This window comes from Rubrimonas cliftonensis, from assembly GCF_900107585.1.
Taxonomy (GTDB): Bacteria; Pseudomonadota; Alphaproteobacteria; order Rhodobacterales; family Rhodobacteraceae; genus Rubrimonas; species Rubrimonas cliftonensis.
In genome coordinates this window covers 17,104-41,520 of record NZ_FNQM01000014.1, presented here as the reverse complement: position 1 = coordinate 41,520, position 24,417 = coordinate 17,104, and the positions used below count along the sequence as shown (strand labels likewise).

The following is a 24,417-nucleotide window of genomic DNA, read 5'->3' as shown; positions in this document are numbered from 1 at the left end:
ACATGGACGCGCAGCTCGCCGCCCACCTGTCGGGCGGGCGCCAGGCCGGCGGTACGCTTCTGGAGGTGAAGAACATCACCCTGCGCTTCGGCGGCGTTGAGGCGCTGAAGAACATCAGCTTCGACATCCGCGAAGGCGAGATCCGCGCCATCATCGGGCCGAACGGCGCCGGCAAGTCCTCGATGCTCAACGTCATCTCGGGCTTCTACCACCCGCAGGAGGGCGAGGTCTGGTTCCGCGGCGAGAAGCGCCGCCCGATGCGCCCGCACCAGATCGCGCGCCAGGGCCTCGCCCGCACGTTCCAGAACATCGCGCTGTTCAAGGGCATGAGCACGCTCGACAACATCATGACCGGGCGGCTGACGATGATGCGGCGCAACATGCTGTGGCAGGCGCTGTGGAAGGGGCCGGCCGAGGCCGAGGAGATCGCGCATCGCGAGGCCGTGGAGAGGATCATCGACTTCCTGGAGATCCAGCACATCCGCAAGAAGCCCGTCGGCGCCCTTCCCTACGGCCTGCAGAAGCGCGTCGAACTGGGCCGCGCGCTCGCCGCGGAGCCGAAACTCCTGCTGCTCGACGAGCCGATGGCGGGCATGAACGTCGAGGAGAAGGAGGACATGTCGCGCTTCATCCTCGACGTGAACGACGAGTTCGGCACCACCATCGCGTTGATCGAGCACGACATGGGCGTGGTCATGGACCTCAGCGACCGCGTCGTGGTGCTCGACTACGGCCGCAAGATCGGCGACGGCGCGCCCGCCGAGGTGCGCGCCAATCCCGAAGTCATCGACGCCTATCTCGGAGTGGCCCATGAATAGCCTTGCCAGAAGCGTCGCGAGCGGCACCCGGCGCGAGCGCGCCGCCTATGCGCTGTTCGGGGCCTACGCCGCCGACGCCGCGGCGCTCGGCCTGCACTGGCTCTATGACGCCGACCGCGTCGCCAGCCTGTCGCCTCTGGCCTTCCGCACGCCGGACGCGGCCGATTTCGAGGGCTGCAAGGGCGTGTTCGTCCATGGCGGCAAGCGGGCGGGCGAGGTCTCGCATTACGGCGCGCAGCTTCGCGTCGCGGCGCAGTCGATCATCGCGCGCCGCGGCTTCGACGCGCAGGACCACGCCGCCCGCTTCGTCGCAGCCTTCGGCCCCTGCGGGGCCTGGCGCGGCTACGCCGACCGGCCCACGAAGATGCTGCTGGCCAACATCGAGCGGGGGGGCGAGCCCGCAGGGGCCGAGGACGACCAGATCCCCGGCCTGTCGCGCCTCGTCGCCCCCGCCGTCGCAGGCATTCAGGATGTGGACGCGTTCCTCGCCGCGACCGCGAACCATCCGGACGCCCGCGCCTTCGCGCCCGCCGTCATGGCGGCGCTCGGCGCGGCCATCGACGGCGCGACGCCGCGCGAAGCCGCGGAGGCCGGCGCCGCGGCCGCCTCGGGGGCGGAGCGGGAGGCGCTGCGGGCGGCGATCCTCGACGGCGGCGACGCGGCGGCCTTCGCCGGGGTCGCGGGCCGCGCCTGCCCGATCCGCCAGAGCGCGCCGGTGATCTTCCACATCCTCGCCCACGCCGGCGGCTATCGCGGCGCGGTCGAGGCCAACATCCGCGCCGCCGGCGACAGCTGCGGCCGCGCCACCATCGTCGGCGCGGTGTTCGCCGCCGCAGGCGTGGCCGGAGGCTCGTCGGAGATCCCGCTGGACTGGATGCTGCGGCTGGACGACGGCGCCGATCTCTGGGCGGAGTCGCTGGCGCTCGCGGCGCTGCGCTCGCGACAGGAGCCCCGGCCATGATGGCAAGCCTCTCGCGCCTCCGGCTCGCCTCGCCCGAGGGCGTGGGGCTGCTGCTGCTCGCCGCCTACGCGGCCTACGGGCTGTTCTGGCTCGGGTCGATCGACGAGCGCGACCGGCTGTTCTTCTACGAGGTCACGCTGTCGGGGCTGCTGGCCGGCGTGATGTATTCGCTGGTGGCGCTGGGTTTCGTCCTGATCTTCAAGTCATCCGGCATCTTCAACTTCAGTCAGGGGGTGATGGCGCTGTTCGCCGGCCTGTTCCTGACCGGCTTCATGAACGATTTCGGCGTGCCGGCGTTTCTCGCCATACCGCTGACCGTCGCCGTGATGGTCGCCGTCGCCTTCGCGGTGGAGCGTTTCGTGCTGCGCCACCTCGTCAATCAGGAGCCCATCATCCTGTTCATGGCGACCATCGGGCTGGCCTTCGTGCTGGAGGGGGTCGGCGACATCCTGTGGGGCTCCGACGTCAAGCCGCTCGACGTCGGGCTGCCGCGCGGCGCGTCGGACTTCCTGCTCGACGGCTACGGCCTCTATGTCGAGAAGCTGGAGATCGCGGCCGCCGCGGTCGCCGCCGTGCTGGTGGTCGCGCTGTCGCTCTTCTCGCAGTACACGCGCATCGGCCGGGCGCTGCGGGCGGTGGCCGACGACCACCAGGCGGCGCTCTCGGTCGGCATCTCGCTGCGCACCATCTGGGTCATCGTCTGGTCCATCGCCGGCGCCGTGGCGCTGGTGGCGGGGATCATGTGGGGCTCGAAATCCGGCGTTCAGTTCAGCCTCGCGCTGATCGCGCTCAAGGCGCTGCCGGTGCTGATCCTCGGCGGTTTCACCTCGATCCCCGGCGCCATCCTCGGCGGGCTGATCATCGGCGTCGGCGAGAAATGGGCCGAGATCTACCTCGGCGAAGTGATGAACGCGCTGTTCGGCCTCAACGCCTCCTGGTTCACCGCCATCGAGAACTGGTTTGCGTATGTCCTGGCGCTGGCGTTCCTGCTCGTGCGTCCGCAGGGACTGTTCGGCGAGAAGATCATCGAGAGGGTCTGAGCCATGACCATCCATTTCCTGCTCGCCGCCATCGTCGTCCTCGGGCTGCTGGTGATGCTGCGCGGCGGTCTGCGCGCCCTGCGCCGCCGCGCCGCGCGAAGGGGAGAGCGCGCGTGATCTACCGCGAGACCGGCGACTTCAAGACGAGCTACGCCGACGACCAGCAGATCTTCCCGATCGCGCAGGACCGGTTCGCGTTCCTCGCGCTGATGGCCGTCGCCTTTCTCGTCGTCCCGTTCCTGATCGACGACTACTGGGAGAAGTCGATCCTGCTGCCGTTCCTCGTCTATGCGCTGGCGGCGATCGGGCTGAACATCCTCACGGGCTATTGCGGGCAGGTCAGCCTCGGCACCGGCGGCTTCATGGCGGTGGGCGCCTACAGCGCCTACAAGCTGATGACCGCCTTCCCGTCCCTCGACATGAGCCTCGTAGTGATCACGTCCGGGCTGATCACGGCGATGGTGGGGATGCTTTTCGGCCTGCCCTCCCTGCGCATCAAGGGGTTCTACCTCGCGGTGGCGACGCTGGCGGCGCAGTTCTTCCTCGTCTGGCTGTTCAACAAGATCCCGTGGTTCTACAACTACTCCGCCACCGGCCAGATCACGGCGCCGGAGCGCTTCGCCTTCGGCGTGCCCGTCACCGGGCCGGCGACGGACCCGTGGGCGACCTACCTCTTCTGCCTCGCCTTCGTCGTGCTGTTCGGGCTCATCGCCAAGAACCTGCTGCGCGGGCGCATCGGGCGGAGCTGGATGGCGATCCGCGACATGGACATCGCGGCCGAGATCATCGGCGTGGACCCGCTGAAGGCCAAGCTGAGCGCCTTCGGCGTGTCATCCTTCTACATCGGCATGGCCGGCGCACTCTACTTCGCGGTGCTGTTCGGCGCCGTCGAGGTGGGCGAGGCGTTCGGCATCAACGCGTCCTTCGAGGTGATGTTCATGATCATCATCGGGGGCCTGGGCTCGATGATGGGCAGCTTCCTCGGCGCGGGCTTCGTCGTGCTGCTGCCGATCCTGCTCAAGACCGTGCTGGTGGATGGCTTCGACCTCGGCACCGCCTTCGCCAAGTACATCGAGATCACGGCTTTCGGCGCGCTGATCATCACCTTCCTGATCGCCGAGCCGCACGGGCTCGCCCGGCTCTGGGCGATCGTGAAGGAGCGTCTGCGCATCTGGCCGTTTCCGCATTGACCACCCGCCCCAAGGCGCAAAGACAACACAGGGAGAGACGCATGAAAAAGACCATCGCCGCGTTCATCGCCGCGACCGCCCTCGCCGGCCCCGCCAGCGCCGAACTGGTGTTCGCCGGCCTCGACTACCGCACCGGGCCCTATGCGCCCAACGGCATCCCCTTCGCCGACGGCTACGCCGACTATTTCACGCTGCTGCAGGAGCGCGACGGCGGCATCGGCGGCGAGCCGATCCGCTACCTTACCTGCGAGACCGCCTACAACACCGAACAGGGCGTGGAGTGCTACGAGAGCACCAAGGGCGAGGGCGTGCTCGTCTACCAGCCGCTCTCCACCGGCATCACCTACCAGCTGATCCCCAAGGCGACGCAGGACAAGATCCCGCTGCACACCATGGGATACGGCCGCACCTCCGCGGCGAACGGCGCGGTGTTCCCCTACATCTTCAACTATCCCGGCACCTACTGGGACGCCGCATCGGTGATCGTCAAGCACATGCTCGACGTCGAGGGCGGCTCGCTTCAGGGCAAGAAGGTCGCGCTCGTTTACCACAACAGCGCCTACGGCAAGGAGCCGATCCGCACGCTGGAGAGCCTCGCCGAGAAGCACGGCTTCGAGCTGTCGCTGCTGCCCGTCGACCACCCCGGCCAGGAGCAGAAGGCGACATGGCTGCAGGTGCGCCGCGACCGGCCCGACTTCGTGACGATGTGGGGCTGGGGCGTGATGAACCAGGTCGCCGTGCAGGAGGCCGCGTCGATCCGCTTCCCGATGGACCGCTTCATCGGCGTCTGGTGGTCGGCCTCGGAGAATGACGTGATCCCTGCGGGCGACGGCGCCGACGGCTACAAGGCGGTCACCTTCCACGGCGTGGGCGACGACTTCCCGATCTACGACGAGATCCGCAGGCATGTCGTGGACACGGGCAAGGCGGCCGGCGACGGCTCCAACCTCGGCACCGTGCTCTACAACCGCGGCCTCGTCGCGGCGATGTGGGCGGCCGAGGCGGCGCGCACGGCGCAGGAGATGCACGGCGTCTCCGCCATCACGCCCGAGATGATGCGCGACGGGATGGAGGCGCTCGACGTCGACGAGGCGCGGCTCGCCGAACTCGGCCTGCCGAACTTCACCGTTCCGGTGAAGGTGAGCTGCGCCAACCATGGCGGCCCCGGCAAGGGCATGATCCAGCAGTGGAGCGCGGCCGACCGGAAGTGGTCGATCATCACCGACTTCATCGACAGCGACCGCGAGGTGATCGACCCCCTGATCGAGGCCGACAGCAGCGCCTACGCGTCCGAGGCTGGCATCACGCCGCGCGACTGCAACTGAAGGCGCGGCCCGTCACGGCGCCGCCGTTGAGAGATGCGCCGCCCCGGCCTCCGCGCCGGGGCCGCCCGCCTTCGGGGGAGCGCCCGGCGGAGGGCGCCTCCGGAGCGCCCGGCTCCGCCGCATCGGCACCCGCAGCAGGAGACCCCGCATGGCCGCCCTCGCCGAGACCTCCGACGCCGCCGAGACGCTGCTTTTGGTCAGCAACATCGAGGTGATCTACAATCACGTCGTTCTGGTGCTGAAGGGCGTCAGCCTCTCGGTGCCGCGCGGCGGGATCACCGCGCTGCTCGGCGGCAACGGGGCGGGCAAGACCACCACGCTCAAGGCGATCTCCAGCCTGCTCCAGTCCGAGCGCGGCGAGATCACCAAGGGCTCGATCACCTATCGCGGAGAGCCGATCGCCGGGCTCAACCCGTCGGAACTCGTGCGCAAGGGCGTGATCCAGGTGATGGAGGGGCGGCACTGCTTCGCCCATCTCACCGTCGAGGAGAACCTGCTCGCCGGCGCCTACACGCGCGGCGACGGCCGCGCCGCCATCGCGCGCGACCTCGACCTCGTCTACGACTACTTCCCGCGGCTGAAGGAGCGCCGGCGCTCGCAGGCCGGCTACACCTCCGGCGGCGAACAGCAGATGTGCGCCATCGGCCGCGCCCTGATGAGCCGCCCCCAGACCATCCTGCTCGACGAGCCGTCGATGGGGCTGGCGCCGCAGCTCGTGGAGCAGATCTTCGGCATCGTGAAGCGGCTGAACGAGGAGCAGGGCGTCAGCTTCCTGCTCGCCGAGCAGAACACAAACGTCGCCCTGCGCTACGCCCATTACGGCTACATCCTGGAGTCGGGCCGCGTCGTGATGGACGGCCCCGCCGCCCAGCTGCGCGAGAACCCCGACGTCAAGGAGTTCTACCTCGGCATGTCCGAAGAGGGCCGCAAGAGCTTCCGCGACGTGCGCAGCTACCGCCGCCGCAAGCGCTGGCTCAGTTGAGCGGATCGCCCGACATCGCTAACCATATCTGAACGCGGGCCCCGCAAGGCTCTGCGCCTGCAGGCCGGGGGGAGACGCGGCGCCATGAGCCATTTCGATTTTCTGGAGATCCGCGATCCGGCCGACCGCGCCGCCGAGCAGTTCGCCGAGCTGCGCCGGGTGCTGGAGTTCGCGCTCGACCACGCGCCGGGGATGCTCGACCATCTGGGCGGCGTGGACGTGGACGCCGTCATCAATCGCCGCGCGCTGGCCGCGCTGCCGATCCTGCGCAAGTCCGACCTGCCGGCGATGCAGGCGGCCGACCCGCCCTTCGCCGGGCTCGCCACCCGCGCGCCCTACCACACGGCGCGGATCTTCATGTCGCCGGGCCCCATCCTCGAGCCCGGCGGCGACGGGCGCGACTGGTGGCGCCTCGGCCGGTTCCTGCACGCCGCTGGCTTCGGCATGGGCGACATCGTGCAGAACTGCTTCGCCTATCACCTCACCCCGGCCGGGCACATGATGGAGAGCGCCATCGCCGCCATCTCCGCCGCGTGCATCCCCGCCGGCCCCGGACAGACCGAGCAGCAGGTGGAGGTCGCCAGCCGCGTCGGCGCCACCGCCTATGTCGGCACGCCCGACTTCCTGAAGATCATCCTCGACCGGGCCGACGAGATGGGCCGCAAGCTCTCGATCCGGAAGGCGGCGGTCTCGGGCGGCGCGCTGTTTCCGTCGCTGCGCCAGGAGTACGCCGACCGCGGCGTGCGCTGCCTGCAATGCTACGCCACCGCCGAGCTCGGCCTCGTCGCCTATGAGTCGGAGGCGATGGAGGGCATGATCGTCGACGAGGGCGTGATCGTGGAGATCGTGCGCCCGGGCACCGGCGACCCCGCGCCCGATGGCGAGGTCGGCGAGGTCGTCGTGACCGCGCTGAACGCCGACTATCCGCTGATCCGCTTCGCGACCGGCGACCTCTCAGCCGTGCTGCCCGGCCAGAGCCCCTGCGGCCGCACCAACATGCGCATCAGGGGATGGATGGGCCGCGCCGACCAGACGGCCAAGATCAAGGGCATGTTCGTGCGGCCCGAGCAGGTCGCCGCCGTCCTCGCCCGCCACAGGGAGGCCCTGCGCGCCCGCATCACCATCGCGCGCGACGGGGAGAAGGACGTCTTCGAACTGGCGGTGGAGACCGCCCATCCCAGCGAGGGCCTCGCGGCGGCGCTCGGCGAGACGCTGCACCAGACCGTGAAGCTGCACGGCGCCGTGCGGCTGGTGGAGCCGGGCGACCTGCCCAACGACGGCAAGGTGATCGACGACCAGCGCAACTACGACTGAGCGCGACGCGCCCCGCTCAGCGGCGCCGCGGCGGCTCGCGCTCCAGCTCCGCGAGGATCTCGGCCGCGAGGGCGCGCACCTCGTCGGCGGCGCGGCCGGCGCGCGCGCCCTCTGTCACGCCGCGTCCTTCGAGGAACGCCTGCGCAAAGGCGATGCGCGCGCCGACGCGGCTCTCCATGATCTCCGCGCCGTCGGCCTTCAGCATCGCCTCGATCTCCGCGCCCGGCCCGCCGCGCGGCGGCACGCGGTTGAGCGCCACGAGCGCCCGCGCCCCCTCCCGTTCCGCCATGCGCAGGGTGGCGCGCGTCGCCCAGGCGTCGGGCGCCGAGGGCTGCGCCGGGGCGACGACGAGATCGGCGTCGCGCATCACCGCGCGCTGCAGCACGTCGACGGCGCCGGGACAGTCCACCAGCACCAGATCGGCCTCGGCCCCTGCGCGGCGGATGTCGGTTCCCGCGCGCCATTCGGAGCTCTCGAACAGCGTCACGTCCTGCACGCCGGCGCGCGCCCGCGCGTCGACCCAGCCCGTCAGGCTGCGCTGGGGGTCGAGGTCCACGGCCGCCACGCGCCGCCCCTCCTGCATCCAGGCCGCCGCGCATTGCGTCAGCAGCGTGGTCTTGCCGGCGCCGCCCTTCTGCTGGGCGAAGACGATCACCCGCCCGCTCATGAGCCCTCGAACCCGGTCAGCACGTTGACGACATTCACGCCGATCTCCGCCACCGCGTAGCCGCCCTCCATCACGAAGAGCGTCGGCAGACCCGGCCGCGCGATGCGGCGGCCGTAGTCGGCGAAGTCGTCGCTCTCCAGCCGGAACGAGCTGATCGGGTCGCCCCTGAAGGTGTCCACGCCCAGCGAGACGATGAGCGCGTCCGCCCCGAACGCCGCCACCCGCCCAAGCGCATCCTCCAGCGCCTCCGCCCATGCCGCGTAGCCCGTGCCGGGGGGCAGCGGATAGTTGACCGTGAAGCCTTCGCCCGCGCCGACGCCCGTCTCGTCAGCGCCGCCGAGGAAATGCGGGAACTCCTGCGCCGGGTCGCCGTGCAGCGACAGAAACAGCACGTCAGCGCGGTCCTCGAAGATCGCCTGGGTGCCGTTGCCGTGGTGGAAGTCCACGTCGAGCAAGGCCACGCGCTCGGCGCCGGCCTCGCGCATCCGCTGCGCGGCGATGGCGGCGTTGTTCAGGAAGCAGTAGCCGCCATACATGTCCTGCGCGGCGTGGTGGCCCGGCGGGCGGCACAGTGCGAAGGCCGAGCGTGCGCCGCCCAGCACGAGGTCAGCCGCCGTCACGGCGACGTCGGCCGCCGCCTGCGCGGCCTCCCATGTCCCACTGCTGATCGCGGTCTCGCCCGCCAGCGCGTACCAGCCCAGCGCCCCGTCGATGGCCTGCGGCGCGCCCCGCCTGCCCATGCGGCGCGAGGGCCAGACGGTCGGGATCGCCTCGCCCTCATGGCCGGCGGCCCGCCACCGCTCCCAGACCGTCGCGAGAAAGTCGAGGTAGTCGGGCGCATGGATCGCCCGCGCCGGCCCCAGCCCATGCGCCACCGGCGGCTCGACCGGGCCGAGGCCGGTCTGCGCTATGCGGGAGAGGATGTGCTCGACCCGCTCGGGGCACTCGAAGGGGCGCACGAGCCGACCCCCGCTGAGTTCGGTCTGCGGGGCGCGCAGGCGGTGCTTCTCGCTGTGGATGGTGCGCATGGGCGGCTCCGGCGGGCGTTGCCCGATCAGCCTACGCCGCCGCCGCGCGCGCCGTCCATCGCCCGCAACTTGGCCGCAGACAGCGGCGCGTCGGCGCGCTACCCTTTGCGCATGAGAGGCATGACGGCATTGCTGCTCACCCTTGCGCTCGGCGAGGTCGGCGAGGCCGGCGCGCAGGGCGCGCCGGTGGACGTCGCGCTGGTTCTCGCCGTCGACATCTCGCTCTCGATGGACGGGGCCGAGCAGCGCGCCCAGCGCGAGGGCTACATCGCCGCGCTGTCGGACCCCGCGGTGATGGACGCCATCGCCCGCGGCCGCCGCGGCCGGATCGCCGTCGCCTATGTCGAGTGGGGCGGGCCTTGGACCCAGCGCGTCGTCGCGCCCTGGACCGTGATCGCCGGACCCGACGACGCGCAGGCGGTGATCGAGGAGCTGCGCTTCGCCGACATCGCCACCAGCCGCGGCACGTCGATCACCGCGGCGCTTGATTTCGCGACCGGCCTGCTCGCCGAGGCCCCGCCCGCGGACCGGCGCGTGATCGACATCTCGGGCGACGGCCCGAACAACATGGGCGGCCCCGTCACGCAGGCGCGCGACCGGGCTCTTGCGGCAGGGGTGGAGGTCAACGGCCTGCCGCTGATGCTCGGGCCGCCGGACCCGATCTTCTCGGTGCCGGACCTCGACATCTACTATCAGGACTGCGTCGTGGGCGGGCCGCTGGCGCTGGTGATCCCCGTGCTCGGGGTGGAGCGCTTCGCCAGCGCCATCCGCCAGAAGCTCATTCTGGAGATCGCCGCGCCGGCGCCGCGCCCGCCCGCCGACGTCGGGACGACGCCGGCCGCGGCGCCCGCCGCCGCGGGCACGGACTGCGCCATCGGCGAGAAGCTCTACGAGCGCTGGCGGCGCAGCATGGACTGGAACTGACGCCTCACGCCGCCCGCGGCCGCAGCGTCACCGGATTTGCCCCGAAGCGTTTGCGGAACGCCCGCGCGAAGCCCTCCGGCGAGGCGAAGCCGTAGCGCCGCGCGACGGCCTCCACCCGGTCGCCAGCCAGCATGTCCTGCCGCGCCAGCGTAAGGCGCCAGCGGCGCAGATAGCCGGCCGGCGGCTCGCCGACGGCGGCGAGGAAGGTCTCCGAGAAGCGGCTGAGCGACAGCCCCGCCTCGCGCGCAAGATCCTCGTTGCGCCATGCGCGGCCGGGCCGGTCATGGATCGCGACGATGGCGCGGCTGAGGCGCGGGTCCGCCAGCCCGGCGAGCAGACCGGGCTGCGCCGCGCCGGCCTCGATCTGGGCGCGCAGCATCCGCACGATGAGCACCTCGCCCAGACGGCTGACGACCGACGGCGCGCCGCAGCGCCGCGCCGTCATCTCGGACCCCATGAGCCGGATGAGGCCTGCGCTTTCCGCGTCCTCCGACACGTCGAAGGCCACCGTCGGGGGCAGGGCCGCCATGAGGGGATTGGCCGGCCCGCCCCAGTCGACCGACGCCGAGAACAGCACCCGCGCCGCCGGCGCCGCGCCGAACGGCGCGGCGGCGCGGAACAGCACCATGTCGGGCGCGCCGTCGGCGTCCGCCGTCGCGGCCAGCGTCGCCTCCTCCGGCGGCGCGGGGCGCACGCTCAGCTTGAAGCGGGTCATCAGCGTCGTCAGGCGGTCGATGCGCTCCATTCCGGCTTTCTCGTCGGTTATATCGGATTTATCCGACCCTATACGCGCTATTGTGACGTCGCAACCTCAACCGCTCAAGGAAAGCCGATGCTCATTCCCCGCCAGAAGACCCCCGACCTCGCCCTGCCCACCCTCGACCACGGCCCCTTCGACCTCGCCGCCGAGGCGTCCGAACGCGGCACGGTGATCTGCTTCTACCGCGGCCTGCACTGCCCGATCTGCGCGACCTACCTCACGGAGTTGCAGAAGCGCGTGGCCGACTTCGCCGAGCGCGGCGTCGGCGTCGTCGCCGTCAGCTCCGACGGCGCTGAGCGGGCGCGCGCCATGGCCGACAAGATCGGCGCCGACGGGCTGCGCTTCGCCTACGACCTGCCGCTCGCCAAGGCGCGGGAATGGGGGCTCTACATCTCCACGTCGCGCGGCAAGACCTCGATCGGGATCGAGGAGCCGGCGCTCTTCTCCGAGCCCGGCCTTTTCATGGCGACGCCGCAGCGGACGCTATACTACGGCTCCGTGCAGACCATGCCGTTCGTGCGGCCGCATTTCTCCGAGCTGGTCGGCGCGCTCGACTTCGCCATCAAGAACGACTACCCGGCGCGCGGCGAATACGTCGGCGCCGTCTGATCGAGGCGCGGCGCGCCGCGGACGGCGCGCCGCCAGCCTCAGAGCGCGAGCTGGTAGCTCTCGGGGATGTAGCGGAAGCCCTCGCCCATCTCCTCGACATAGCCGACCGCCGCGCCCGGCATGTGATAGCCGACGAAGGGGATGCGGTCCGCCGCGATCATGCCGAACAGCGCCCGGCGCGTCGCGGCGGCGGCCTCCTTGTCCATGTCGAAGCGCACATGCCAGTCGGGCCGCTGGAGCGAGGCGACGAAATGATTCGCCGCGTCCGCCGTGATCATCAGCCGCGCGCCCTCGCTCTCGATGTGCCAGGCCATGTGCCCCGGCGTGTGGCCGAACGCCTCGACCGCCTCGACGCCGGAGACGACGCTCCCGCCCGCCTCGACGAAGGTCATCTTCTCCGCCAGCGGCCGGACGTTGCTCTCGATGAGCGGCGAGAGGTTCTCGGGCGCGTTCTGCGAGAAGAAGTCGAACTCCCTGGCGCCGGTGACGTAGCGGGCGTTCGGGAAGGCCGGCGCGCCCGCCTCCATCAGCCCGCCGATGTGGTCGGGATGCATGTGGGTGATCACGACGACGTCGATCTGCTCGGGCGCATGGCCGGCGGCGGCGAGCGCGCCGAGCAGCTTGCCGGCGTCGGGCCGGCGCAGGGCGCCGTTGCCGGCGTCGAACAGGATCAGCGCCGATCCGGTGTTGACGAGCGCGACCGTGAAGCTGATCGCCATGCGGTCGGTCGGCAGGCGGTTGGCCTCGGCGAGTTCGGCCACGTCCTCGGGAAACTGGTCCTCGCCGAAGATCGGGTAGGGGCCGCCGAGCGTGATGTAGCCGTCATGCAGCGTCGTCACCTCCATGGCGCCGATGCGGAAACGCCGGAAGCCGCCGGCGCTTGCGCCGAGCATCGGCGCGGCGGCGCCGGCGGGGCGCGCGAGGCCGGCGAGCGCGGCGCCGGCGGCCAGCGGCGCGGCCATGGCGGCGCGGCGGGTGAACAGGGTCTCGGACATGCGGTTCCTCCTCATGCGCCCTTTCCGCGTCGATGCGCGCCGGGCCTCACGCCTTATCCGCCGGGGCGGCATGGGCTCGCAAGCGCCGGCTCGCCCCTGCGGCGGCGCGGCGCTATGTCTGACGCGGAGGACTGGACGGGAGAGAGGCGATGACCGGGCTCGATCAGGAACCCTTCGGCGAGGGCGGCGGCGACGAGTTCGTGGAGAACCCGGAACCGCGCTGCCCGGTGGTGCTGCTGCTCGACACCTCGCTCTCGATGGCGGGCGAGAAGATCGACGCGCTGAACGCGGGGCTGATGCATTTCCACGAGGCGCTGTCGCTCGACCCGCTGGCGATGAAGCGCGTCGAGATCGCCGTGGTGACCTTCGGCCCCGTGGCCGTACGCGCAGATTACGCGGGCGCCGAGGCGTTCCAGCCGCCGCTGCTGGAGGCCTCCGGGAACACGCCCATGGGCGCGGCCATCCTGCGCGCGCTCGACCTGCTGCGCGCGCGCAAGGCGCGCTACCGCGAGGCCGGCGCGCCGTTCTACCGTCCCTGGGTGTTCCTCATCACTGACGGCGCCCCCACCGACGGCGTGGCGGAGGCTAAGCGCGCCATAGCCGCCGGCGAGGCGGGCAAGGAGTTCATGTTCCACGCCGTGGGGGTGGAGGGCGCCGACATGGCGGCGCTCGCCAGCCTCAGCGTGCGTGCGCCGCTGATGCTGAAGGGGCTGGCGTTCCGCGAGCTCTTCGCCTGGCTCTCGAATTCGCTCGGCGCCGTGTCGCGCTCGCGCACGGGGGAGGCCGCGCCGCTTGAGAACCCGACCGCGCCGGACGGCTGGGCCGTCGCGGGCTGAGGCGGCCGGGGCGGGGCGGGTGGACGGCGCGCGCTTCAGGCCGGGCTGGCGCGTCGCCGCGGCGCGGGTGCGCGGCGAGAGCCACGCGCGGCGCGCCGAGCGCGGTCAGGACGCGCTCTGCGTGCGCCTGCGCGGCGGCGCGATCATCGTCGCGGCGGCGGACGGCGCCGGCAGCGCGCCGCGCGGCGGCGCCGGCGCCGCGCTGGCGTCCCGCGCCGTCGTGCGCGAGGCCAGCGCGGCGCTGGGCGCGCAGCCGAGCCTCTCTCAGGCGCGCGAGGAAGACCTGCGCCGCTGGGCCGAGGCCGCGCGCGCGGCGGTCGCCGCCGCCGCCGAAACTTGCGGCCTCGCCCCGCGGGACTGCGCCGCGACGCTGCTGATCGCGGTCTCCGACGGCGCGACGACGCTCTGGGCCCATGTCGGGGACGGCGCCGTGGTCGCGCGCGATGCAGGCGCGTGGCGCGCGCTGTCATGGCCCGCCGCCGGCGCGCACGCCGGCGAGACGCATTTCCTCACCGACGAGCCCTTCGATCTGCGGACCGGCCGGCTCGAAGGAACCGTCGACGCGCTCGCGCTCCTGACCGACGGCATCGAGCGGCTGGTGCTCGACTTCGCCACGGAGACGCCGCACGCGCCCTTCTTCGAGCGGATGGCGCGCCCGGTGGCGGCGCTGCCCGCGCCCGGCCGCGACGCCGCGCTCTCGCAGGCGCTGGCGCGCTATCTCGGCGGCGCGGCGGTGGCGGCGCGCACCGACGACGACCGGACGCTGGTGCTCGCCGCGCTGGCCGCGCCGTGACCGGCGAACGCTGGTTCAGCGAGGGCCGCGCGGTGCGGCTCGGCCGGCGGCTCGGCGGCGGCGGCGAAGGCGAGGTCTTCGCGGTCGCCCGCCGCCCCGCCCTCGCCGCCAAGCTCTACCGCCCCGGGATCGCGGCCTCGCGGGAGGCCAAGATCGCTGCGATGCTCGGCGGCGGAATGGCCGCGGACGCGCCGCGGGTCGCGTTTCCGCAGGCGGCGCTGCACGACGAGACGGGCCGCTTCGCCGGTTTCCTCATGGCGAAAGTGGCCCGCGCCGCGCCGCTGCACGAGCTATACGCCCCCGGCGCCCGCAAGCGCGCCTTTCCCGAGGCCGATTACCGCTTCGTCCTGCGCGCCGCATTGAACGCCGCGCGCGCCGTCGCCGCTGCCCACCGCGCCGGCTGCGTGATCGGCGACGTCAACCACTCGGGGTTCCTGATCGGACAGGATGCGCTGGTCGCGCTGATCGACGCCGACAGCTTCCAGGTGGCGGACGGCGGCGTGACGCATCTCTGCGCCGTGGGCGTGCCGGAATACACGCCCCCCGAACTGCAGGGCCGCTCCCTCGCCGGCGTGACGCGCACGGCCGACCATGACGCCTTCGGGCTGGCCGTCGTGCTGTTCCAGCTGCTCTTTCTCGGTCGCCACCCCTTCACCGGCGTCAGCGAGGGCGGCGATCTCGCAGTGGAGGACGCCATCGCACGCTGCGCCTACGCGTGGTCGAAGCGGCCCGGTCCGCTCTCACCGCCGCCCAGCGCGCCGCTGCCGGACGAGACGCCGCGCGGGATCGCCGCGCTCTTCGAGCGCGCCTTCGCCCCCGGCGAGGCGGGGCGCCGCCCGTCGGCCGAGGAATGGGTCGCGGCGCTGGCGGCGGCCGAAGGCGCTCTGGAGGTCTGCGGCGCCGATCCGCGCCACGTCCATTTCGGCAGCCTCGCGAGGTGCCCATGGTGCCGGATCGAGGCCGCCGGCCGCGTGAAGCTCTTTCCCGCGCCCGGCGCGCCCGGCTCGGCGCCGAGGCCGATGGACGCCGCCGCCCTGCGCCGCCGGCTCGACGCGATCGCCCTGCCGTCGAGCTTCGCCTGCGTCCCGCCCGAGCCGCTGCCGTCTTCGGCGCCGCCGCTTCCCACGCCGCGGCAGGTCTGGCTGAACAGGGCGGGGGTGGCCGGGCTCGCCTTCATGATGCTCTGCGCGGCGGGGCTGGTCTGGGTCTCGCCGCAGTCGTTCCTGATGGCGGCGCCGATCTGCATCTACGGCTACGGCCCGGTCTCCGGCGCGCTGGCCCCGCGCCACGCCGCGCGCCGGGCGCTGAAGCGGCTCGACGGCGAGATCGCCGAGGCGCTGGCCGTCAGGCGCGCCCGCGCGGGGCTCGACGCGGCCTGGACGCTCAAGGCCGAGCTTGCGGCGCTCGCGGCGCCGGGAAGCCGGGCCGCGCGCGCCGACGCCGCGCGCATCCGGCGCGACCTCGCGCGGCTCTCGGAGATGGCCGCCGCGCTGGCGGAGGGCGCGACGGCGCGCGACCCCGAGATCGAGGCGCTGCTGGCCCGCCGCAAGGCGCTGGTGGAGGATCTCGCCGCCCGCGGCGAGACCGCCCCCGCCCTCGCGCTCCCGCCGCCGCGCGCCCTGCGCGACGCCACGCGCCGGCGCGCCGTCGAGAGCGGCCTGTCGCCCTCCTGAGCCGGGCCGCGCGGGCGCGCCTTGACAAATCTCCGCCCGCGCTGCGCGTTGTGCCCGTCGCCCCTTCGCTTGGCGGTCATCGCCGCGCGGCGGCCTGGGGAGAAAGCCATGCTGGCGCGCGTCTACACCGTCGCCTTCCAGGGGGTCGAGGCGCGCGAGGTCGACGTGCAGTGCACGCTGTCCTCCGGCCTGCCGGCCTTCACCCTCGTCGGCCTGCCCGACAAGGCCGTGGCCGAGAGCCGCGAACGGGTGCGCGCGGCGCTCACCGCCATCGGCCTGGCCCTGCCGCCGAAGCGCATCACGGTGAACCTGGCGCCGGCCGACCTGCCGAAGGAGGGCGCGCATTTCGACCTGCCCATCGCCATGGCGCTGATGGCGGCGATGGAGGTGCTGCCCGCCGAACGCACGCAGGCGCTCACCGCGATGGGCGAACTGTCGCTCGACGGCCGGCTGACGGCCGTGGCCGGCGCGCTGCCGGCGGCGCTGGCGGCGGCCGAGGCGGAGCGGGGCTTCGTCTGCCCCGAGGCCTGCGGTCCCGAGGCCGCGCTCGTCGGCGCCGCAGAGGTGCTGGCGCCGGCCGACCTCATCGCGCTGATCAACCACTTCTCCGGCCGCGCGCTGCTGGCCGCTCCGAGGCCGGCGGAGGTCGCCGACGACCCCGCGATCGCCGACCTCGCCGACGTGCGCGGACAGGCGCGGGCGCGTCGCGCGCTGGAGGTGGCCGCCGCCGGCGGTCACAACATGCTGATGATCGGCCCGCCGGGGGCCGGCAAGTCGATGCTCGCCTCGCGACTGCCCGGCATCCTGCCGCCGCTGGAGCCGCGCGAGGCGCTGGAGGTCTCCATGGTGCATTCCGTGGCGGGCCTGCTGGCGCAGGGCCGCGTGAGCCGCGCCCGCCCCTTCCGATCGCCCCATCACTCCGCCTCGATGGCCGCCATGGTCGGCGGCGGAAGGCGCGCGGCGCCGGGGGAGGTGTCGCTCGCCCATCACGGCGTGCTTTTCCTCGACGAGTTGCCCGAGTTCGCGCGCCCGGTGCTGGAGAGCCTGCGCCAGCCGCTGGAGAGCGGCGAGACGATGGTGGCCCGCGCCAACGCCCATGTCCGCTACCCTTCCCGCGTGCAGCTGATCGCGGCGATGAACCCGTGCCGCTGCGGCCATCTGGCGGACCCGGCGATGGCGTGCTCGCGGGCGCCGAACTGCGGGCTCGACTATCAGGGGCGGCTCTCCGGCCCGCTGCTCGACCGCATCGACATCCAGATCGAAACCCCCGCCGTGCCGCCGGGCGACCTCTCACGGGCGCCCGCCGGCGAGGCGAGCGCGGCGGTGGCGGCGCGGGTGGCTGCGGCGCGGGCGATCCAGCGGGATCGCTACGCCGGGCTCGGCGTCGCGACCAACGCCGAGGCCGACGGCGAGACGCTGGCGCATGTCGCCGCGCCGGACGGGCCGGGGCGCGAGCTGCTCGACCGCGCCGCCGACAAGCTGCGGCTCACCGCGCGCGGCTATCACCGGGCGCTGCGGCTCGCCCGCACCATCGCCGATCTCGACGGCGCCAAGGGCGTGGGCCGCGCCCATGTGGCGGAGGCGGTCAGCTACCGCCGGGCGCCGCTGGCCCGCTGAGCTCGAGCGTGGCGGGCGCGTCCTTCGCCGTGCGCCCGAGCGGCGTGACCGACGGCGCGCCCTCGATCCAGTCCAGCCGGCATCGCACGCCGTAGACGGCGGCGAGCCGCGCCTCGGTCAGCACCTCGGCAGGCGGCCCGAAGGCGACCAGCCGCCCGGCGTCGAGCAGCGCCAGCCGCCCGCACCAGCGCGCCGCGAGCCCCAGATCATGCATCGAGGCGACCACGCCGCGGCCCTCCGCCGCCAGCGCCGAGAACGTCTCCATCAGCGCGATCTGGTGGGCGGGGTCGAGCCCGGCGGCGGGCTCGTCGGCCATCACCAGCGGCGCCGCCTGCGCCAGCGCCCGCGCGATCAGCACGCGCGCCCGCTCGCCGCCTGACAGGGCCGTGGCGGGCCGGTCGGCGAAGCGCGCGACGTCGGCCCGCGCCATCGCGTCGGCGACCGCGGCGCGGTCGGCCTCCGAGAAGGCCGCGCCGGGCCGGCGCCACGGGGCGCGGCCGAGGCCCACCAGCGTCTGCACGCTGACCGGCCAGGCGATCTCTCGCTCCTGCGGCAGCCAGGCGGCGCGGCGCGCGCGCTCGGGCGGGCTCAGCCGCGCGACGTCCTCGCCGCCGAGCCGACGCCCGCCTGCGGCCGGCAGCAGCCCCAGCGCGGCGCGCATCAGCGTCGACTTGCCGGCGCCGTTCGGCCCGATCAGCCCGACGAAATCGCCCGGCGCGACGGCGAGGCTCACGCCGTCCACCACCCGCCGGCCGCCCAGCGAGACCGAGAGGCCCTCCAGCGCCAGCAGGCTCATGTCAGCCGCTCCCGCGCCCGCCACACGAGCCACAGGAAGAACGGCGCGCCGATCAGCGCCGTCACCACGCCGAGCTTCAGGTCGCGCTCCGGCGCGATCAGCCGCACCGCGACATCCGCCGCCAGCACCAGCGCCGCCCCCGCCAGCGCCGCCGCAGGCAGCAGCCGCGACGGCTGCGCGCCGACCAGCGGCCGCATCAGATGCGGCGCCACCAGCCCCACGAAGCCGATCGCGCCGGAGACAGACGTCGCCGCGCCCACCGAGGCCGCCGTCCCCAGCACGGCGCAGAGCCGCAGCCGCGCGAGGTTGGTCCCAATCGAGGCGGCGGCGTCCTCGCCCAGCGTCAGCGCGTCGAGCCCGCGCCCCAGCGTGGCCAGCAGCGCCCAGCCCAGCGCCATGAAGGGCAGCGCGAGCTGGACGTGGAGCATCGAGCGGTCGGTCAGCGAGCCGAGCATCCAGAACACGATCTCGACCGCCGCGAACGGGTTGGGCGAGAGGTTCAGCGCCAGCGAGGTCAGCGCCGCCATCAGCGAGGTGACGGCGACCCCGGCGAGGATCAGCGTCAGCGCGCCGCCGCCCGAGGGCCGCTCGCCCCCCGCCAGCGCCGTCACCGCCGCCACCGCGACGAGCGCGCCGCCGAGCCCGGCGAGCGGCAGCGCCAGCGCGAAGGCCGCCGCGAGCCCGGTGTGGATCGTCAGCACCGCGCCGAGCGTCGCGCCGGCCGAGGCGCCGATCAGCCCGGGCTCGGCCAGCGGATTGCGCAGGTAGCCCTGCAGCGCCGCGCCCGAGAGCCCCAGCGTCGCCCCCACGGCGAGCCCGAGGATGGCGCGCGGCAGGCGCAGTTCGCGCATCACGAGAGCGGCGGCGGCGTCGCCGCCGTCCGCGCCCAGCGCCAGCGCGCGCAGCCCCTCCCAAGCCCCCAGCCCCGCCGGCCCGGTCGTCAACGACAGCGCGAACAGCGCTGCGACGAGCGCCGCGAGCGCCGCGAGAACCGCGCGCCCGCTCATCGCCGGGCCGCCGCCAGCGCGTCGATCGCCAGCGTCACGAACGGCGTGCCGCAGACCTGCCAGCGCTCCGCCAGCACCGCCCCGCCCCGCGCGACGAGCGCCGCCAGCGCGGGATGCGTCGCGTTCTCGTAGGCCCGGCCTTCGCGCTCGCCGGAGATGTGGCGGCTGCGGATCAGGAACGGCTCCAGCATCACCAGTCGCTCCAGCGCCAGCGGCGACGGGCCGTTCAGCCCAAGCGAGGCCGCGGCGTTGTCGAGCCGCGCCGCGTCCATCGCCGCCGCCGCCAGCGTGCCGGCGCCGGAGGTGTAGCTGTTGGGATAGTGCGTCGCCGCCAGCGCCCGCGGCAGGTCGGCCGCCCGCGCCCGCGCCGCCGCAAGCTCGGCCTCGTAGTCGGCGACCAGCGCCTCGGCCGCCGCCTCGCGCCCCATCGCCCGGCCGGTCACACGGATCGCCTCGGAAACCTCGGCGAAGGAGTTCGCGGACGGCACCACGGCGACCGGCGCGCCCAGCCGCTCCAGCATCCGCTTCGTGACGGCGTTGGAGAACGGCCCTGTCAGCACGAGGTCCGGGCGCATCGCGAAGATCTGTTCCGCCAGACCGTCGTTGGCGGGCAGCGCCGCGGCCTGCCCGGCGAGGTTCGACGCCTCGGGCCGCTGCGCCCAGCGCGAGACCGAGACGACCTGCCCCGGCGCGCCGAGCATCAGCGCAAGCTGGTCGGCGCAGAGGTTCATGCTCACGACCCGCTGCGGCCCGGACGCCGACTCCGAAGCCCTCGCCGGCGCCGCCGCCGTCAGCAGCAGGAGCAGGAGCAGGAGCGGAACGAGGCGCTTCACGGCTTGGGCGGCGGCGGCAGGCGCGCCACGAAGCGGCCCTTCACGCCCTCGGGCCAGTTCCTGAAGGCGATCACGCCCGAGGCGGAGGCGGCGTGGAGCGCGGCGTAGTCCACCAGCGCGCGGGCCGCGTCGGCGTTAGGCGTGAAATCGCCCAGCACATAGGCGACCTTGGCGCCTGCGACGTCGGAGACGGCCGCGCTGCAGCCGCGCTCGCAGTTCATCAGGCAGGAGAACCTACGCACCCGCACGTCGCCCCGCCCGGCCGCGGCGGCCTCGACTTCCGCCGCGAAGGCCGCGCCAGGGGTATCGCCCGGCGCCGCGTCGGCGGACCAGCCGCAGCTGTCGCACACCGTCACCAGCGCGCCGGCGAAGCCGTTTCCGCTCATGGCCGTTCCTCCTTGCTCGACCCTTGCGCCGCAGCCTGCGGCGCGAAATCATCCCGTGACCATATGGAGCGCTGATCATGCAGGACGTCGCCCCCGAGAGAGCCCATCCGCAGACCCCGGCGCCGCGGGACCGCCTGCGCCTGATGCTCGCGCAGATGCGCTCGACCACCACCCATGCCGGCAACGTCGCGACGCTGGGGCCCCTGGCGCGGCGCGCGGCGGACGAAGGCTGCGCGATGCTCTGCCTGCCGGAGGTGGCCGGCCTGATGAACCGCGACGAGCACGCTGCCCGCGCCCAGGTGACCGACGAGGCGCGCGACCCCTGGCTCGCCGCCTGCCGCGAGGCCGCCGCGCGCCATGGCCTGTGGCTGCACGCGGGCTCCTCGCCCGTGCTCGGCCCGGACGGGCGCTTCCTCAACCGCGCCTGGATGGTCGACCCCGGCGGCGAGGTGGTCGCGCGCTATGACAAGATCCACCTCTTCGACGTCTATCTCGGCGACGGCGAGGCGCGGCTGGAGTCGGCGCGATTCGCCCCGGGCGCGGAGGCCGTGCTGGCGCCCACGCCCTGGGGGCCGATGGGCATGACCATCTGCTACGACCTGCGCTTTCCGCATCTCTACCGGATGCTCGCCAGGGCAGGCGCGCGGCTGATCTTCGCCCCCGCGGCCTTCACCGTCCCCACCGGGCGCGCGCACTGGGAGGTGCTGATCCGCGCCCGCGCCATCGAGAACGGGGCCTTCATGGTCTGCCCCGCCCAGACCGGCCGCCACGACGACGGGCGCGAGACCTGGGGCCATGCGCTGGCCGTCGACCCGTGGGGCGCGGTGCTCGCCGATCTCGGCTTCGAGGAAGGCGCCGCGGTCGTCGAGATCGACCTCACTGACAGCGAGACGGCGCGCGCAAAAGTCCCGTCGCTCGCCAACGAACGCGACTTCGCGGGGCCCCTGCCCGGTCAGAGCCACGTCGCGCCCCCCAGCAGCAGCGCCGCGGCCAGCGCCATCGCGAGGCGATAGACCCGCAGGCCCCGCATGAGCGCCGCGGCGTCGGGGTCTGGCGCGGCGCCGTTCAGCCACGGCTCGTCGCTCAGGCCGCCGGCATAGGCGCGCGGACCGCTCAGCCGGACGCCGAGCGCGCCGGCCATCGCCGCCTCCGGCCAGCCCGCGTTGGGCGAGCGGTGGCGGCGCGCGTCCAGCGCCATCGTCCGGAGGCTCGCGCGCGGCCGCCCGCCCGCCAGCGCGATGAGCAGCCCCGTCAGCCGGGCCGGAACAAGGTTGGCGAGGTCGTCCAGCCGCGCCGACGCGCGCCCGAAATCGACGTGCCGGGGCGTACGATGGCCGATCATGCTGTCGAGCGTGTTCAAGGCCTTGTAGGCCGCGAGCCCCGGCAGACCGAGCAGCGCGCCCCAGAAGAGCGGCGCGACCACGCCGTCGGAGGCGTTCTCCGCAAGGCTCTCCAGCGCCGCGCGGGCTACGCCGGGGGCGTCGAGCCGCTCGGGATCGCGCCCCACGATCCGCGAGACGCCGGCGCGCGCGGCGTCGAGCTTCTCCGCCGCGAGGGCCACCGCCACCGGGCGCACATGGTCGTCGAGGCTGCGCGCGGCGATAAGCGGCCACGCCGCGACGCCGAGCGCGAGCGCAAGGCCGGCACCGCCGAGGACATGCGCCGCCATGGCCTCCACCGCCGCCCCGGCCAGCGCCGCGAGCCCGACGACGCCGACGCAGACGCCCCAGCCGGCGGCCAGCCGCGCCCGCGGCCCGCCGCGGTTCAGCCGCCGCTCGAGCGCCGCGATCAGCGCGCCGACCCATGTCACGGGGTGGCCAATGCGCCGGTGAAGCCGCTCGGGCCAGCCGACGACTGCCTCCAGCGCCAGCGCCGCCAGCATCGCCGCCGCGTTCTGAGCGAAGGCCCCCATCGCCGTCAGAACCGCGCCCGCAGCCCGGCGAAGACCGAGACGCCGGCCGTCCCGTAGCCGCGCACGCGCTCATAGTCCTGATCGAGCGCATTCTCCACGCGCAGCGTCGCCTCGACAGACTCGTTCAGCGCGTAGCCCGCGCTGGCGCCGACCAGCAGGAAGGGGTCAAGGTTGTCCGCCCCGCTGCGCACGCCGCTCAGATAGTCCGCGCTCAGACCCAGCCGCAGCCGCTCCGTCGGCCGCAGCGTCAGCAGCGCGCCGACGTCGTGGCGCGGCGCGAACTGAAGCCGAAGCCCGTCCGCCCCTTCGGTGAGCAGCCAGGTGTAGCTGGCGGAGAGGTCGGCCCAGTCGGTCAGCCGGGCCGCGACCGCGGCCTCGACGCCCCGCCGCGAACTGTCGCCGTCCTGCTGGGTGAAGCCAAGCGCGGGGTCGTATTCGATGAGGTCCGTGGTGCGGCTGTCGAACCATGTCAGGCTCGCCTGCGCGCGGCCGCCGAACAGGGTCTGGTCAATCCCGGCCTCGTAGCCGAAGCTCTCCTCGGGCTGCAGGTCGGGGTTGCCCAGCGGCGAGCCGGGCGCAAAGGGCGGCGCGAACAGCTCGTAGTTGGAAGGCGCCCGGAAGCCCGTGCCGGCGGCGGCGCGCAGCACCGTGCCGGGCGCCGCCTCCCATGCGGCGGTGAGCCGCCAGGTCGTGAAGTCGCCGAACTCGGAATGCTCGTCGAGGCGCAGAGCTGCAGTCACCGTCACGTCCTCCAGCGGCGCCGCGACGACCTGCGCGAAGCCGCCGGCGATCTCGCTGTCGGCCTTCGTCTCGCCGACGCTGAAGGTGTCGCTCAGCGCGATGTCCTCCCGCGTCCAGTCGGCGCCGAAGATGAGGTCGACGCCGGGCGTCGCCGCGAAGGTTCCGAAATACTCCAGCTTCACGCGGTCGCCCTCGAAGCGGCTGTCCAGCGTCTCGCTGTCGCTGAAGCGGTCGATGGCGAGGCCCTGCGCGGAGACCTCCTGCGTCAGGCGCCCGCCGATCAGCGCGGCGCGGGCGAAGAGCCTGCCGGCGAGCAGGTCGGTCTCGGAGACGTTGTCCTCGTCCGCGAGCACGAACGCCGGCGCCGGAAAACCGTCGAAATCGACCCGGCTCTCGACGCGCCGCGCCGCGCCGCCGACCGTCAGCCAGTCGGCGAGATCGACCGATCCGGCGCCGGAGAAGGTGAGGTTGCGCGCGCCGTCCTCCTCCGTCCCGTTCTTCGCCGCCGAAATGCCGTCCGTGCGGAAGCCTAGCGCCGACACGGTGAAGTCCCACCGCTCCATGCCGGCGCCGGCCGTGGCGCCGCCGGAGACCGTCCCGAACGAACCGCCTTCGACGAAAGTCTGCGCGCCGACGCCGGTTCCGCGGGCCCGCGCCGTGGAGACGTCTATGACGCCGCCGACGGCCTCGCCGCCGTAGAGCGCGCTCTGCGGGCCCTTCAGCACCTCGATCCGCGTCGCGTCGCCGGGCAGCAGCAGCCCAAGGTCGGCGGCGACCTGCGGCTGGCTGGGGTCGGAAATCTCGATGCCGTCGACCCTGACGGCGAGGTTGGGCAGACCCGACCCGCGCACGGAGACGCTGGCCGTCGTGCCGGGCCCGCCGCGCGTCGCGATCGAGACGCCGGGCAAGCTGTCCAGCGTCTCGTTCAGCGTGGGCGCCGGGTTCTCGGCGATGTCCTCGGCGGTGAGCACCGACACCGATGAGCCGGTGCGCGCCCGCTCCAGCGGCGACCGCGTGGCGGTGATCACCACCGGATCGAGCGTGACGGACTGCTGCGCGGCGGCGGCGGCCGGGGCCGCGGCGACGGGAGCCGCGATGGCGAGCGGGACGAGGATGGGACGGATTCGCTTCATGCGAGCCCCTTCTGCGAGCCGGGCGGCGCTGCGGCCGGGCCGGCGGACATGGTTCTGTCCAACGCATCGGGGCGAGC

The 24,417-nt window shown here is 73.5% G+C and carries 24 protein-coding genes; 14 read left to right on the top strand and 10 right to left on the bottom strand.

The window, feature by feature from the left end:
• The first annotated feature begins 2 nt into the window (after positions 1-2).
• The 7 genes from BLW43_RS17010 (at position 3) to BLW43_RS16980 (ending at position 7,630) form a co-directional block, all read left to right on the top strand.
• Complete coding sequence (locus BLW43_RS17010) at positions 3-818, top strand: ABC transporter ATP-binding protein (protein ID WP_093255301.1); 816 nt, start codon at positions 3-5, stop codon at positions 816-818.
• The gene (locus BLW43_RS17005; RefSeq protein WP_093255299.1) at positions 811-1,779 is read left to right on the top strand and encodes an ADP-ribosylglycohydrolase family protein; all 969 of its coding nucleotides are present in this window, start codon (positions 811-813) and stop codon (positions 1,777-1,779) included. The genes BLW43_RS17010 and BLW43_RS17005 overlap by 8 nt, the downstream gene beginning before the upstream one ends.
• On the top strand, positions 1,776-2,819 hold the full coding sequence (locus BLW43_RS17000) for a branched-chain amino acid ABC transporter permease (protein ID WP_281243557.1): 1,044 nt from the start codon (positions 1,776-1,778) through the stop codon (positions 2,817-2,819). Before BLW43_RS17005 ends, BLW43_RS17000 begins: the two co-directional genes overlap by 4 nt.
• A 113-nt stretch (positions 2,820-2,932) precedes the next feature.
• Positions 2,933-4,009, top strand: coding sequence for a branched-chain amino acid ABC transporter permease (locus BLW43_RS16995; RefSeq protein WP_093255297.1), 1,077 nt, complete (start codon positions 2,933-2,935; stop codon positions 4,007-4,009).
• 41 nt (positions 4,010-4,050) lie between these two features.
• Positions 4,051-5,334: an ABC transporter substrate-binding protein gene (locus BLW43_RS16990; protein WP_093255296.1), complete on the top strand. Its 1,284-nt coding sequence runs from the start codon at positions 4,051-4,053 to the stop codon at positions 5,332-5,334.
• Positions 5,335-5,482: 148 nt separating this feature from the next.
• Complete coding sequence (locus BLW43_RS16985) at positions 5,483-6,316, top strand: ABC transporter ATP-binding protein (RefSeq protein ID WP_093255294.1); 834 nt, start codon at positions 5,483-5,485, stop codon at positions 6,314-6,316.
• Between the two features lie 84 nt (positions 6,317-6,400).
• On the top strand, positions 6,401-7,630 hold the full coding sequence (locus BLW43_RS16980; RefSeq protein ID WP_093255292.1) for a phenylacetate--CoA ligase family protein: 1,230 nt from the start codon (positions 6,401-6,403) through the stop codon (positions 7,628-7,630).
• Between the two features lie 16 nt (positions 7,631-7,646).
• On the opposite strand, the gene BLW43_RS16975 is transcribed toward BLW43_RS16980, so the two are convergent.
• On the bottom strand, positions 7,647-8,297 hold the full coding sequence (locus tag BLW43_RS16975; protein WP_093255290.1) for a ParA family protein: 651 nt from the start codon (positions 8,295-8,297) through the stop codon (positions 7,647-7,649).
• Positions 8,294-9,325, bottom strand: coding sequence for a histone deacetylase family protein (locus tag BLW43_RS16970; protein WP_093255288.1), 1,032 nt, complete (start codon positions 9,323-9,325; stop codon positions 8,294-8,296). Before BLW43_RS16970 ends, BLW43_RS16975 begins: the two co-directional genes overlap by 4 nt.
• A 120-nt stretch (positions 9,326-9,445) precedes the next feature.
• On the opposite strand from BLW43_RS16970, the gene BLW43_RS16965 reads away from it, so the two are divergent.
• Positions 9,446-10,249 (top strand): DUF1194 domain-containing protein, encoded by an 804-nt coding sequence (locus BLW43_RS16965; protein WP_217632219.1) that lies wholly within the window; start codon positions 9,446-9,448, stop codon positions 10,247-10,249.
• Positions 10,250-10,253: 4 nt separating this feature from the next.
• On the opposite strand, the gene BLW43_RS16960 is transcribed toward BLW43_RS16965, so the two are convergent.
• Positions 10,254-10,994, bottom strand: coding sequence for an AraC family transcriptional regulator (locus tag BLW43_RS16960; RefSeq protein ID WP_093255284.1), 741 nt, complete (start codon positions 10,992-10,994; stop codon positions 10,254-10,256).
• Between the two features lie 87 nt (positions 10,995-11,081).
• On the opposite strand from BLW43_RS16960, the gene BLW43_RS16955 reads away from it, so the two are divergent.
• On the top strand, positions 11,082-11,618 hold the full coding sequence (locus tag BLW43_RS16955; RefSeq protein ID WP_093255283.1) for a peroxiredoxin-like family protein: 537 nt from the start codon (positions 11,082-11,084) through the stop codon (positions 11,616-11,618).
• Positions 11,619-11,656: 38 nt separating this feature from the next.
• Here the strand turns inward: BLW43_RS16955 and BLW43_RS16950 are convergent, their stop codons facing one another.
• Positions 11,657-12,613, bottom strand: coding sequence for an MBL fold metallo-hydrolase (locus tag BLW43_RS16950; protein WP_093255281.1), 957 nt, complete (start codon positions 12,611-12,613; stop codon positions 11,657-11,659).
• Between the two features lie 149 nt (positions 12,614-12,762).
• Here BLW43_RS16950 and BLW43_RS16945 point away from each other — a divergent pair, with 149 nt between their 5' ends.
• The 4 genes from BLW43_RS16945 (at position 12,763) to BLW43_RS16930 (ending at position 17,532) form a co-directional block, all read left to right on the top strand.
• On the top strand, positions 12,763-13,449 hold the full coding sequence (locus tag BLW43_RS16945) for a vWA domain-containing protein (protein WP_093255280.1): 687 nt from the start codon (positions 12,763-12,765) through the stop codon (positions 13,447-13,449).
• Positions 13,450-13,468: 19 nt separating this feature from the next.
• Positions 13,469-14,242, top strand: a complete 774-nt coding sequence (locus tag BLW43_RS16940; protein WP_175478968.1) for a PP2C family serine/threonine-protein phosphatase — start codon at positions 13,469-13,471, stop codon at positions 14,240-14,242.
• Positions 14,239-15,915 carry a hypothetical protein gene (locus BLW43_RS16935; protein ID WP_093255277.1) on the top strand — a complete coding sequence of 559 codons (1,677 nt, stop codon included), beginning with the start codon at positions 14,239-14,241 and terminating at the stop codon, positions 15,913-15,915. Before BLW43_RS16940 ends, BLW43_RS16935 begins: the two co-directional genes overlap by 4 nt.
• A gap of 108 nt (positions 15,916-16,023) precedes the next feature.
• Complete coding sequence (locus BLW43_RS16930; protein WP_093255275.1) at positions 16,024-17,532, top strand: YifB family Mg chelatase-like AAA ATPase; 1,509 nt, start codon at positions 16,024-16,026, stop codon at positions 17,530-17,532.
• Here BLW43_RS16930 and BLW43_RS16925 read toward each other — a convergent pair.
• Genes BLW43_RS16925 through BLW43_RS16910 form a run of 4 tightly spaced genes read right to left on the bottom strand, consistent with a single transcriptional unit; the run spans position 17,501 to position 20,554 of the window.
• Positions 17,501-18,328 (bottom strand): ABC transporter ATP-binding protein, encoded by an 828-nt coding sequence (locus BLW43_RS16925; RefSeq protein WP_093255274.1) that lies wholly within the window; start codon positions 18,326-18,328, stop codon positions 17,501-17,503. The genes BLW43_RS16930 and BLW43_RS16925 overlap by 32 nt on opposite strands.
• Positions 18,325-19,335, bottom strand: coding sequence for a FecCD family ABC transporter permease (locus BLW43_RS16920; RefSeq protein WP_093255272.1), 1,011 nt, complete (start codon positions 19,333-19,335; stop codon positions 18,325-18,327). The genes BLW43_RS16925 and BLW43_RS16920 overlap by 4 nt, the downstream gene beginning before the upstream one ends.
• Positions 19,332-20,168 carry an ABC transporter substrate-binding protein gene (locus BLW43_RS16915; RefSeq protein ID WP_245731102.1) on the bottom strand — a complete coding sequence of 279 codons (837 nt, stop codon included), beginning with the start codon at positions 20,166-20,168 and terminating at the stop codon, positions 19,332-19,334. Before BLW43_RS16915 ends, BLW43_RS16920 begins: the two co-directional genes overlap by 4 nt.
• Positions 20,165-20,554, bottom strand: a complete 390-nt coding sequence (locus BLW43_RS16910; RefSeq protein WP_093255271.1) for a DUF1636 family protein — start codon at positions 20,552-20,554, stop codon at positions 20,165-20,167. Before BLW43_RS16910 ends, BLW43_RS16915 begins: the two co-directional genes overlap by 4 nt.
• Before the next feature lie 77 nt (positions 20,555-20,631).
• Here BLW43_RS16910 and BLW43_RS16905 point away from each other — a divergent pair, with 77 nt between their 5' ends.
• Positions 20,632-21,567 (top strand): carbon-nitrogen hydrolase family protein, encoded by a 936-nt coding sequence (locus BLW43_RS16905; RefSeq protein WP_093255269.1) that lies wholly within the window; start codon positions 20,632-20,634, stop codon positions 21,565-21,567.
• On the opposite strand, the gene cbiB is transcribed toward BLW43_RS16905, so the two are convergent.
• Together cbiB and BLW43_RS16895 are read right to left on the bottom strand one after the other, a co-directional pair.
• Complete coding sequence (cbiB, locus tag BLW43_RS16900) at positions 21,507-22,466, bottom strand: adenosylcobinamide-phosphate synthase CbiB (protein ID WP_093255268.1); 960 nt, start codon at positions 22,464-22,466, stop codon at positions 21,507-21,509. The two genes, BLW43_RS16905 and cbiB, sit on opposite strands and share 61 nt — an antisense overlap.
• A 5-nt stretch (positions 22,467-22,471) precedes the next feature.
• Complete coding sequence (locus BLW43_RS16895) at positions 22,472-24,340, bottom strand: TonB-dependent receptor plug domain-containing protein (RefSeq protein ID WP_175478967.1); 1,869 nt, start codon at positions 24,338-24,340, stop codon at positions 22,472-22,474.
• Positions 24,341-24,417: the final 77 nt, after the last annotated feature.